Annotated in this window: 12 protein-coding genes; 7 read left to right on the top strand and 5 right to left on the bottom strand. The window is 39.5% G+C overall.

Annotation, left to right across the window (positions count from 1 at the left end; genetic code table 11):
• Positions 1 to 115: 115 nt before the first annotated feature.
• The 5 genes from tgt to HDE68_RS00650 all read left to right on the top strand — a co-directional run bounded on the left by tgt (position 116) and on the right by HDE68_RS00650 (position 6,478).
• A complete protein-coding gene (gene tgt, locus HDE68_RS00670) occupies positions 116 to 1,246 on the top strand; it encodes a tRNA guanosine(34) transglycosylase Tgt (RefSeq protein WP_183877914.1) in 1,131 nt (376 codons plus the stop codon).
• The gene (locus HDE68_RS00665; protein WP_183877912.1) at positions 1,247 to 2,350 is read left to right on the top strand and encodes an LptF/LptG family permease; all 1,104 of its coding nucleotides are present in this window, start codon (positions 1,247 to 1,249) and stop codon (positions 2,348 to 2,350) included.
• The gene (locus HDE68_RS00660; RefSeq protein ID WP_183877910.1) at positions 2,350 to 3,243 is read left to right on the top strand and encodes a DMT family transporter; all 894 of its coding nucleotides are present in this window, start codon (positions 2,350 to 2,352) and stop codon (positions 3,241 to 3,243) included. Before HDE68_RS00665 ends, HDE68_RS00660 begins: the two co-directional genes overlap by 1 nt.
• 135 nt (positions 3,244 to 3,378) lie before the next feature.
• Positions 3,379 to 6,183, top strand: a complete 2,805-nt coding sequence (locus tag HDE68_RS00655; RefSeq protein WP_183877908.1) for a TolB family protein — start codon at positions 3,379 to 3,381, stop codon at positions 6,181 to 6,183.
• Between the two features lie 4 nt (positions 6,184 to 6,187).
• The gene (locus HDE68_RS00650; protein ID WP_183877906.1) at positions 6,188 to 6,478 is read left to right on the top strand and encodes a LapA family protein; all 291 of its coding nucleotides are present in this window, start codon (positions 6,188 to 6,190) and stop codon (positions 6,476 to 6,478) included.
• A gap of 33 nt (positions 6,479 to 6,511) precedes the next feature.
• Here HDE68_RS00650 and HDE68_RS00645 read toward each other — a convergent pair whose 3' ends face one another.
• The 5 genes from HDE68_RS00645 to ispE all read right to left on the bottom strand — a co-directional run bounded on the left by HDE68_RS00645 (position 6,512) and on the right by ispE (position 10,354).
• A complete protein-coding gene (locus tag HDE68_RS00645) occupies positions 6,512 to 7,477 on the bottom strand; it encodes an MBL fold metallo-hydrolase (RefSeq protein ID WP_183877904.1) in 966 nt (321 codons plus the stop codon).
• 8 nt (positions 7,478 to 7,485) lie between these two features.
• Complete coding sequence (locus HDE68_RS00640) at positions 7,486 to 7,878, bottom strand: ACT domain-containing protein (protein ID WP_183877902.1); 393 nt, start codon at positions 7,876 to 7,878, stop codon at positions 7,486 to 7,488.
• A 78-nt stretch (positions 7,879 to 7,956) separates the two neighbouring features.
• Positions 7,957 to 9,123, bottom strand: a complete 1,167-nt coding sequence (locus tag HDE68_RS00635; protein ID WP_183877900.1) for a trans-sulfuration enzyme family protein — start codon at positions 9,121 to 9,123, stop codon at positions 7,957 to 7,959.
• Between the two features lie 4 nt (positions 9,124 to 9,127).
• Positions 9,128 to 9,544, bottom strand: a complete 417-nt coding sequence (locus tag HDE68_RS00630) for an OsmC family protein (RefSeq protein WP_183877898.1) — start codon at positions 9,542 to 9,544, stop codon at positions 9,128 to 9,130.
• Positions 9,545 to 9,550: 6 nt separating this feature from the next.
• Complete coding sequence (gene ispE / locus HDE68_RS00625) at positions 9,551 to 10,354, bottom strand: 4-(cytidine 5'-diphospho)-2-C-methyl-D-erythritol kinase (protein ID WP_183877895.1); 804 nt, start codon at positions 10,352 to 10,354, stop codon at positions 9,551 to 9,553.
• Positions 10,355 to 10,520: 166 nt separating this feature from the next.
• On the opposite strand from ispE, the gene HDE68_RS00620 reads away from it, so the two are divergent.
• Both HDE68_RS00620 and HDE68_RS00615 read left to right on the top strand, forming a co-directional pair.
• Positions 10,521 to 11,315: a thymidylate synthase gene (locus HDE68_RS00620; protein ID WP_183877893.1), complete on the top strand. Its 795-nt coding sequence runs from the start codon at positions 10,521 to 10,523 to the stop codon at positions 11,313 to 11,315.
• Positions 11,312 to 11,797: a dihydrofolate reductase gene (locus HDE68_RS00615; RefSeq protein ID WP_183877891.1), complete on the top strand. Its 486-nt coding sequence runs from the start codon at positions 11,312 to 11,314 to the stop codon at positions 11,795 to 11,797. Before HDE68_RS00620 ends, HDE68_RS00615 begins: the two co-directional genes overlap by 4 nt.
• Positions 11,798 to 11,806: the final 9 nt, after the last annotated feature.

Genomic DNA, 11,806 nt, shown 5'->3' with positions numbered 1-11,806 from the left:
ACAAGCGCCAAATTTCTGATTTTTAATCTGTAATGTGGCCTATGTTGATAAAAAAATCGAGAACCGGGTGTTTTTTCATACTTTTGCCGAGATTTTTTGAAGCGTACACACATTTATGAAATTTACCTTACAGGCAAACGACCCTCAGTCAAAAGCAAGGGCAGGAACAGTTACAACTGCTCATGGCGATATCCAAACACCGATTTTCATGCCAGTGGGCACTGCAGGAACGGTAAAAGCTGTTCACCAGCGAGAACTTAAAAATGATATTGATGCCCAGATTATTTTAGGGAACACCTATCATTTATACTTAAGACCGGGACTTGATATCCTGGAAGGTGCTGGTGGTTTACATAAATTTATAGGCTGGGACCGCCCGATCTTAACAGACAGCGGAGGCTACCAGGTCTATTCTTTGAGTAAAGTAAACAAGATCAAAGAAGAAGGAGTTACTTTCCGTTCACATATTGACGGTTCAAAACACCTTTTCACCCCCGAAAATGCAATGGATATTCAACGTACCATTGGTGCCGATATTATTATGGCTTTCGATGAGTGTACACCTTATCCATGTGATTATAAATACGCGGCGAATTCTATCAATATGACTCACCGCTGGTTAAAGCGCTGCTGTGCACGTTTTGATAGCACTGAACCTAAATATGGTTTCGACCAGACTTTATTCCCAATCGTTCAGGGCTCTGTTTATAAAGATCTGAGAAAGAAATCTGCAGAATTTATTGCTTCAATGGGTCGTGAAGGAAACGCTATCGGCGGACTTTCGGTAGGAGAACCAGCAGAAGAAATGTATGGCATGACCGAAGTAGTTTGCGACATTTTGCCGGCAGACAAACCACGTTACCTGATGGGTGTGGGTACGCCTATCAATATTTTAGAAAATATAGCGTTAGGTGTAGATATGTTCGACTGTGTAATGCCGACCAGAAATGCGAGAAACGGGATGCTTTTCACCAGAAACGGGATCATTAATATTGGAAACAAAAAATGGGCAGATGATTTCTCTCCTATTGATGCTGAAAGTGATTTATATGCTGACCAGGTTTATTCAAAAGCTTATCTGAGACACCTGATGCACTCTAAAGAAATGCTGGGTGCTCAAATTGCTACTTTGCATAATCTCCATTTTTATCTTTGGCTGGTTAAAGAGGCCAGAGAAAAGATCATCAGCGGCGAGTTTTACGCATGGAAGAACAAAATGGTGACTATATTAGGGAATAAATTGTAAATGAACATCCTCAAAGGCAGATTTAAGATTATTGACCGCTTTATTATAGGCAAATACCTGGGTACATTTATTTATACCCTGAGTGTGTTTGTGGTCATTATTGTTATTTTTGATTTATCGGAGAAGATGGATGACTTCTTAAGAAGTAAGCTATCGATGTGGGAGGTGATCTGCCAGTATTATGCCGGTTCCATTCCTTTTTATGTGAACATGCTTTCTCCGCTAATTAACTTCATTGCTGTAATTTTCTTTACTGCAAAGATGGCCGATCAGACAGAAATTGTCCCTATCTTAAGCGGAGGTGTAAGTTTTAACCGCTTTTTACAGCCTTATTTCATCTCCGCATTTATTATATTCTCATTTAACCTGGGCTCCAATTTATACATATTACCTTACACCAATCAGCTCAAAAACACCTTTGAAAACACCTATGTAAAAAAGAATGATCCGACCAGCAAGACTAATATTCATATGAAGCTGGATGATAACACGTATATCTATATGGAAAGTTTTGAGAACAAAACCAAGTCCGGATATCGTTTTATGCTGGATAATTTCAGAGGTGATGTACTGATTAAAAAGATAATTGCAGATCAGATTAAATGGGATTCTTTAAAACACAGCTGGAAATTAACCAACTATTCTGTCAGAACTGTCAACGGACTGAAAGAAACGATGTTTAAAAGTATTGATAAACCTAAAGATACCATACTGGATATGCGTCCTGATGATTTTTCTGCCTATGATAATATTTATGAGATCTTACCTAACAAGGAGCTTTCCGATAAAATCAAAAAAGAAAAAACCAGGGGTACAGGTATAGAAAATGATTTGCTTTTTGAGCGGTACAAACGCTGGCTACAACCTTTATCGGCATTTGTACTCACGCTGATTGGTGTTGCCCTATCTTCCAGAAAAGTAAGAGGCGGGGTTGGCTTACCTCTTGGAATAGGGATTATCCTGAGTTTCCTTTATATAGTCATGAACCAGTTTGCCAAGATGTTTTCACTTAAAGGTGGTATTCCGCCGCTGCTGGCTGTACTGATTCCTACTATATTTTTTGGCTTGCTGGGTCTTTACCTGTTAAAAAAGGCACCAAAATAATGGAAAAACTCTCTCCCTCAGCCATTAATAAAAACCTGCTTATCCTTCATTTCACCGTTTTCATCTGGGGATTTACAGGTATTCTGGGAAGTTTAATTTCAATTGGCCCCGTAGAAATGGTCTGGTACAGGGTGATGATTGCCAGTATTACCCTGCTCATTTATTTTAAAGCGACTAAATTCAGTATCAAAGTAAACCGGAAAGAATTCCTTTCTTTCTTTTTTACAGGAAGTATTGTAGCCTTGCACTGGATCTTATTCTTTCAGGCTATTAAAGTATCAACGGTTTCAGTCACACTGGTATGCCTTTCTTCTTTTACTTTATTTACGGCTATCCTTGAACCTCTGATTAAAAAGACTGCTATACAGCTTAGCGATATTTTTATAGGGATGGTTATCATTTCCGGAATCTACCTGATCTTCCATTTTGAATCTCACTATACAGAAGGTATTATTTTTGGTCTTTCGGCAGCAGTAGCTTCGAGTTTATTCTCGATTATCAATTCTAATTTTGCGCAGAAAAGTGATGCCAAAGTGATCAGTTTCTATGAGCTTTCAGGTGCTTTTTTCTGGATTACAATCTATCGTTTATTTGACCATAGTTTGCTGAATGAGCATTTCAACCTGAGTGTTCAGGATTGGATTTACCTATTCATACTGGGTACTATCTGCACGGCACTTGCCTATATCGCAGGTGTCTCGGTGATGCGTACACTGTCAGCTTTCCGGGTTGCGCTGATCAGTAATCTTGAACCTGTTTATGGTATCATCTTAGCCTTCCTTTTCTTTGGCCATAAAGAAACGATGTCAGCTGGTTTTTATATGGGATCTTTCCTGATTCTGGGTGCTGTATTCTTATATCCCATTTATAAGAAACGCCAGAGCAAGAGTTAATTGCATTAGGCAGGCAGCTAAAAAATCTCATTTGTTTTCTTTCCGGCCCTATTGAAAATTTTATTTCTCTGTCCGATTTATTTTGAAAGGAATAAGTGTATCTTCATCACATTGTCATAAGAGCAGCACAAAATAATGCATCGTAAAATAGAGAAGAACATACTCCTGATCAGTATTTTAATATTTATAAATTTATTACCCAATTCAACTCAGGCACAAATTTTTGGAGGAGAACAGAACCCTTTCAGTGTAAACTGGAGACAAATCAACACCAATGGATTTCAAATCATCTATCCTGTAGAAATGGAATCCGAGGCACAGCGAATGGCCAATAATATCCGTTATATTTTCCCTGAGGTAGGCCGCAGTCTGAACGTGAAGAAAACCAGGATTCCTATTATTTTTCAAAACCAGGGAGTAATTGCCAATGGTTTTGTACAGCTTGGGCCTAAAAAATCAGAATTTAATACCACCCCTCCCCAGTCTTTTGACAGTCAGGACTGGCTGAATAATCTGGCTGTTCATGAACTTCGTCATATGGCACAGTTTGATAAACTGACCAATGGCAGGCCTTATCCTTTTCCCGAACAGGTTTACTTTGCATGGATGGGGGTAAGTATTCCATTATGGTTCTTTGAAGGAGATGCGGTATCCAATGAAACGTCCCTGACACATGCCGGCCGCGGGCGTCAGCCGAGCTGGATTATGCCCTACAGAACATCGCTGTTAAAAGGGAAAAAACTATCCTATAGTAAAGCAAATTTTGGTTCTCAGAAAGATGTCACGCCAGGGTATTACCAGATTGGTTACCTGATGGCTTCTGAAATCCGTGAAGCTGCCGGAAAATTCGTTTTCGATAGCGTACTGACAGATATTAAAGATCGCCCGGTGCGTATTTATCCATTCGCGGGCAGCTTAAAAAAATACACGGGTAAGACCGGGAAACAGTGGTATGATTATACGGCTCAGAAAACTAAAGAAGACTGGGAAAAACAGGCTAAACTCAGCCCGGCTAAAGATTATCCGGTACTTAATCAGGAAGCAAAATATGCAACAGATTATTTTCTCCCGGTAAAAATATCGGATGGAAGGACTTTAGTACTTAAACAAAGTAAGGCCGAACCTGCAGCTTTTATACTGATAGATCAGGATAAAAAGGAACATAGGATACAAGGGATTGGTCAACAGGAACAGCCCTGGTTCAGTTATGCAAAAGACCTGATTGTCTGGGACGAGATCAGGCTTGATCCAAGATTCCAGCAAAGGAGTTATAGTGTAATTTGCAGCTATAACCTGCAAACTAAAGAGGTCAGAAAACTGAGTACCAAATCCAGAATATTTTCCCCTTCCCTTTCTGCCGACGGCTCTAAGATAGTTGCAGTACAAATTGACCTGAGCAATAAGATACAATTAATTGTGATGGATGCTGCAAATGGCAGGATTATCCGGAGTTACCCGAATCCTGAAAACATGTTAGTGCAGACACCTGCCTTTAACAGCACAGGCGACAGGATTACTTATATCAGCGTTACCGAGAAAGGAAAAGCACTCTGGACAGTTGATCAGAATGGCAAAACAGAGAAAATCATTGGTGAAACCCAGCAGCAGCTGGGCAGACCGGTATTCGTAGGCGATCGTATTGCCTTTAACGCGCACTACAATGGAATTAACAATATTTATGACGTAGATGTAGTTACCAAAAATATAAACGCGCTGAGCGCCTCAAAATACGGAGCGTTCAATCCTTCTGTAATCAACGGAACGGACAGTATACTCTTCAACAATTATAACCTGTATGGTTACGAAGTGGCCAAAACAAAAATTGAGGAACAAAAGACGGGTAAAGATAATTTCGTTTTCTTTGGCGCTGCGGCCGAAAAACAAGAAAACACCGGAAATGTATTTGATCATATTCCGGACACCAGTTTTACTTCTGCCCCTTACCATAAACTAGGCCATCTGATTAATATACACAGTATAATTCCTGTCGTTGCAGATGAGTACAAAGGTGGCTTGCAAATCGTATCAAATAATCTGCTGAATACTTTTGATGCTTATGCAGGTGTAAATTATCAGCGTGATCTTGGCCGTTTTGAGTATAATGCAGGTGCAAGTTTCAAAAGTCTTTTTCCGATTTTCAATGTCAGTTTCACGAACCGTCCACGCAGAACTTTTTATTCTTCGGGTATGGGTGTAAAACAAGGGGACTGGAGAGAAAACTATGTAAAACTACAGGCTATAGTCCCTGTGAGCCTGAGTGCTCAGAACAATAATTACAATTTCTCCATTAATGCAGGAACAAGTTATACACAAAGATATGATGCACAAAACATGCCTTCTAATTTTGTGACTTCTATCCGTTTTCCTTTAGAAACCGGGTTCACCTTTACACATACCACCCGCACTGCCGAAAGAGATATCGCTCCAAAATGGGCGCAGGTTTTAAGGCTGAGTTATTTTAGCCAGCCATTTGATAAACAGTTAAGCGGAGATTTATTTGCAGCAGCAGGTTTCCTGTATTTCCCCGGACTAGCTAAAAATCACAGTTTCCTGGCCAATTTCAATATCCAGGAAGCCAGCGGGATCCGTACCTATAATAACGAGATCAATACCGTTTACGGGTACAACAATATTCTGGCGAAAAGCAGGCTTAAAAACACTTTACTTTTCAATTATCGCTTCCCGATTTTCTATCCTGATGCAGAAATCGGACCGCTGGCCTATATCAGAAATGTCCGCGGCGGCCTGTTCTGTCATTATGAAAATCTGGGCTCTGATAGTAATCTTGCACAACCTAAAACCTATGGTTTTGAATTACACGGCAATATGAATTTGCTACGCTATCAGCCAAACGTTGATTTAGGTACAAGATTTGTATTTGTCAACAAAGAATACCATCATAGTCCTATCTTTGAATTACTAGTTAACTATACTTTTTAAGCTCATGCGTACTAAAACCATCCTGATCATCATTATAACCGTCTTAATCACCATTTTTTTAATGATGAATACAGACGCAGTTCAATTTGATTTTATATTCGTTAAAAAGGACATTTCTAAACTACTGGTTGTAGGTATCTGCACATTCGCAGGTTTTTTACTTGGTTTTTGGGCAGGCAGACCAAGAACTGTCATCAGTACTTATGACAGAAATGAGGACGATATCCTTCCGGTTAATACTCATCCTGTCAATAAAGATACTTTAAGTGACGAAGACAGGGATTATATCAGCTAACCCTGTCAGCTTTTAATGTAAATTCCGGAGCTTTTACAGTTCAAATATATCGTTATACCGGGCAATGTGAAACCCATTTTTAAGAACGGTTTTAGTTTGCCCGCTTTCCGTATTTAATAAAGGATTGGTATGGTTCAGGTGGATAAAGTAAATTTTATCTTTATCCTGTGGAGAAAGGTTTTTAAATAACTCCATGCTTTCTACAACCAGCGGATGTGGGATTTCAGCAATCGGCCTGTTGTTCATTTCAGCAGCATCATAAAAAGTAGCATCGATAAAAGCATAGTCTGCTTTTTTGATTTCATCAACAATGTTTTTATTCCATTTTGACCATTTGTCGATATCCGGAATAAACAGTGCTTTTTTATGGGGTCCTGCAATCAGGTAACCTACTGTTTCAGAAAATTCATCACGGTGAGGGACTTTAAATGGGGTTATTTTGATATTTGACGAAAGCACATTGGTTTTTTCGTTCTCCAGGGGTCTGATACTGATATTGGCTAAACTAACCAGCTGACTCCAGGGCCCGTTATTCTCTAAAAAAGATTTCATCTTTGGCATCGCATAAACAGGTACCTGTTTTGCATTGAGCGCTTCCCTGCCCAGGTACATTAAGCCAGCATAATGTCCGATATGTGCATGCGTGATGAAAATCCCGTCAGGAACTTCTTTGCTGGTAAACCCGGAAGCTTTCTTTAAAGCTTTCAGCTGAAAAGGCAAATTGGGTGTTGCATCCAATAACCAGTTCAATTTGTTCTCCGGATCAATTACTCCTAATGAAGAAACCATCCTTGCCGGGTCCGGATGTTCAAATAAATCTTTACAGCAGTTTTTAGTACAGCCGATATGCGGTGATCCCCCATCCTGCACATTGCCCAGAACAATAATTGACGGAACAACAATTTTCAATTTATCCTGCACATGGATTATTGACTGTGCTTTTGCACCAGCACAGGCCAGGGAAAGCATTAATAAAGCTGATGAGATCTTCTTCTTCATAAGTGTTTTTAAACAGAGAATGAATTTAAAATATCCATAGCTTTTTCTGTATCATTTTTCCCAACAAAGATATGATCATGATAATAAGCGGCGATTACGTTACAGCTGATGCCTGCTGCTGATAAGGCGGTGGAAAAAGCCGCTGTCAACCCAACTGCTTCGAGCGAAGAATGTACAGTGAGTGTAATCCAGGAGAAAACAGCTGTGTAGTCAAGGCCAAATTCATCTGCTTTGGATTGAGTAAGTATCAATGTGAACCCCTCCTGCTCTTTAAATAACATCGTAGTCTCCGCAATTGGTATGTTATTCAAATCAGATACGATACAAAAAACGTAATCTCCTGCATTGTGTGCTGGTTTCATCGTCTTCAATAACCTGCTTAAATCAGTTTCTCCTGTCATTTTCTCTAAATTATTAGATAAAAAAATAGTTATCCCCCTTTAGAAGGATAACTACCTGTGATCGTATATTATATTATTTTAGCTTAACGCCTGCTCAATATCAGCAATAATATCATTGATATGTTCTAAACCTATAGAAAGACGAACTGTCCCCTGCTCAATACCTACCTGCAGTCTTTCTTCTTCAGTTAGTTTAGCATGTGTACTGGTTGCAGGATGGGTAGCGATAGAACGCGTATCTCCGAGATTCGCAGAGATAGAGAACATTTTCAGTTTATCCATAAAGCTGCCGGCTGCTGTTACACCGCCATTGATAGTCAGCGTTACAATTCCACCACCCAGTTTCATTTGCTTTTTAGCAATGTCATATTGTGGGTGAGAAGGTAAAAACGGATATCTGACTTGTTTTACTTTTGGATGTGCTTCTAAAAATTCAGCAACCTTTAAAGCGCTTTCACAATGTCTGTCCATACGTACAGCCAGTGTTTCTAAACTTTTAGAAAGAATCCATGCATTAAATGGTGACATAGCCGGTCCGCTATGTCTGGCGAAACCTTCAATTTGTCTGATCAGTGTATCAGATCCTAAAATTATTCCACCCAATGTACGTCCCTGCCCATCGATAAATTTCGTAGCAGAGTGTATAGAGATATCAGCTCCGTATTTTAGCGGCTGCTGTAAATATGGCGTTGCAAAACAATTATCAACAACCAATAATATATTATGTTTCTTAGCCAGCTGTCCTATCCATTCCAGATCGATAATATCAATGCCCGGGTTAGAAGGCGTTTCTACAAAGATCATTTTTGTATTTGGCTGAATCCCATTTTCCCACTGCTCTTTATTATCCAGATCAGCATAAGTATAGGAAATATTCCATTTAGGGAAAATACCATTTAATAACTGATGGGAGGAACCAAAAACAGAACGGCTTGATAAGATATGATCACCTGCGCTCAAAAAAGTAGCGAAAGTAGTAAAAATCGCTGCCATACCTGTAGCAGTTACCCAACCAGTTTCTGCACCTTCCAGTGCCGCCATCTTTTCAATCAGCTCTGAAGTATTGGGATTTGCGTAGCGGCTGTAAACATTTCCTTCTTTTTCATTGGCAAATAATGCCCGCATCTCTTCAGAATCATCAAATTTATAACTCGAAGTTAAGTATAACGGTACTGAATGTTCTTTATACTGACTGCGTTCTGCTTGCAAACGGATGGCCAGGGTCTCAAAATTATCTTCTTGCATGGTATTAGTTATGGATAGTGTACGAAAATTTGATAGTAGCCGAACGGCCCAGGATATTTGAAACTGAACAGTATTTCTCGAAGGTCAGGGCCAAAGCTCTTTCTACCTTTTGTTCATTCAGTTTTCCGTAAAGATTAAAATGGATATCGATCACATCGAATATCGGAGGCATTTCTTCGTCTTTACGTGTTGCATTGATTTTTATTTTAATATCGTCTAATGGTTCTTTCTGTTTGGTTAATACATTCACCACATCAATCCCACTGCATCCGCCTAAGCCTACCAATAACATTTCCATAGGTCTGAAACCCTTGCCTTCACCGCCTATCTTAGGATTTGCATCCAGTTCGACTGTATTTCCTCCCGAATTTCCGGCTTCAAAATTGAATAGACCGCTCTTACGTATTAAGTTGATTTCCATTGCTAGCTAAATATTATAAAACACTTTATTATCTTTTTCCAGTTGCGGTAATGTTACTGCCCCCTCAAATATCGCAAATACACTCGAACCACTGCCACTCATTAATGCAAATGTAGCACCCGCATGATAAAGCTGATCTTTTATTTGAGAAATTTCAGGATATTTTAAGAAAACAGGTTTTTCAAAGTCATTTTTTAAAACCTTTTTCCATTCATCTACAGGAAGCTTAATCAGTTCACTTAACCCGGTTTCGGGAAAAGCAGGTTGCAATTTCCCATAAGCTTCTGCTGTTGATACGTGTATGGGCGGTTTAACGAGCACCATAAAACAGGCAGACAAATCTAAACTTAAAGCTGAAAACTGATCTCCTTTACCAGTTGCAAATACAGGTTCATCCCTGATAAAAAATGCGCAATCAGCACCAAGCTGTACTGCATAATTTTCCATTACAGCCGGGGTTAAACCCAATTTGAATTTTGTATTCAGCAATTTAATCAGGAACGCAGCATCTGCTGACCCTCCGCCCAAACCTGCACCAACAGGAATATTTTTTAATAAGGTAATCTGCTGGGCTGGTATATCAAAATCTTTCTGAATCAGGTGAAACGCCTTTAAACAGATATTATCAGTCATTTCACCCGGAATATCAATCCCTCTGATCTGACAGGAAGTTTCCAGAGCATCAGTGATTTCTAATACATCATGTAGCTTTACCGGATAAAAAACTGTTTCCAGATTATGGTATCCGTCAGCTCTTTTCTCAATAACATTTAAGCCGAGATTTATTTTAGCATTGGCAAATGCGAGCATGGTCTGGTTTTTAAAGGTATGGAGCACAAACTTACAAAAGGAAGGAATATTTTACTCTATTAAATTCGTCTATTTTCAGAAAGCTGCTTAAATTCTGCTGATAAATTTAAACAGCTTCTATATAATTTGTTTTAGTTTTGTATTTTAAGCGAAATTATCCTCCAACATGAAACAATATCTGGACTTAATGCAATACGTGCTGGACCATGGGGCACAGAAACACGACCGGACGGGAACAGGGACCATCAGTACATTTGGCTATCAGATGCGTTTTAACCTTCAGGAAGGGTTTCCTATGGTGACCACAAAAAAATTACACCTCAAATCAATCATCCATGAGCTGATCTGGTTTCTGAAAGGTGACACCAACATCAAATACCTGAAAGACAATAATGTCAAAATATGGGATGAATGGGCAGATGAGCAAGGAAACTTAGGACCGGTTTACGGCTCGCAATGGCGGTCATGGCCAACACCAGACGGCAGACTTATCGATCAGATCAGTAATGTGATCAATACCATCAAAACTAATCCTGATTCAAGAAGGATCATTGTTTCTGCATGGAATGTGGCTGATATTGATCAGATGGCCCTTCCTCCATGTCACGCGCTCTTTCAGTTTTATGTAGCCGATGGCAAATTAAGCTGTCAGCTTTATCAGCGCAGTGCTGATATATTTTTAGGTGTACCTTTTAATATAGCATCCTATGCGCTGTTAACCATGATGGTCGCACAGGTATGTAATCTTGAATATGGTGAATTTATCCATACCCTGGGTGATGCACATTTATACAATAACCATATTGAACAGGCAAAACTGCAATTAAGCAGAGCTACTAAACCTTTACCTGTTATGAAAATTAACCCGGAAGTGAAAGACATTTTCAGCTTCACATTTGAAGACTTCGATCTTGAAAATTACGAAGCTCACCCACATATTAAAGGAGCTGTTGCCGTATGATCGTCTCTATCATTGTTGCCATTGCTGAAAATCATGCAATAGGAAAAGATAACCAGTTGTTATGGCACCTTCCCGGTGATCTCAAACACTTTAAGAATACGACTAGCGGCCATACTGTTATTATGGGACGCAAAACCTTCGATTCTGTAGGAAAACCACTGCCTAACCGCCGTAATATTGTAATTACACGTGATGATGCGCTGGAAATTTCAGGAGCAGAAGTGGTGAATACACTGGATGCAGCAATCGCTTTATGCGATCCTGATGAAGAGGTATTTATCGTTGGTGGTGCACAAATTTATAACATGGCCATGGCTATAACTGATAAAATATATCTGACGGTTGTGAAAGACAATTTTGAAGCAGATACATTTTTCCCGGCTATAGACCCCGCCATCTGGAAAGAGGAAAGCAGTAACAGCTATGAGCCGGACGAAAAAAACAACATTGGTTATACAATTTCAACCCTTGTTCGAAAATAGTTCCCAATC

The organism is Pedobacter cryoconitis (genome assembly GCF_014200605.1).
GTDB lineage: Bacteria > Bacteroidota > Bacteroidia > Sphingobacteriales > Sphingobacteriaceae > Pedobacter > Pedobacter cryoconitis_B.
The sequence above is the reverse complement of the archived record's forward strand: the minus strand, read 5'-3'. Positions and strand labels throughout refer to the sequence as shown.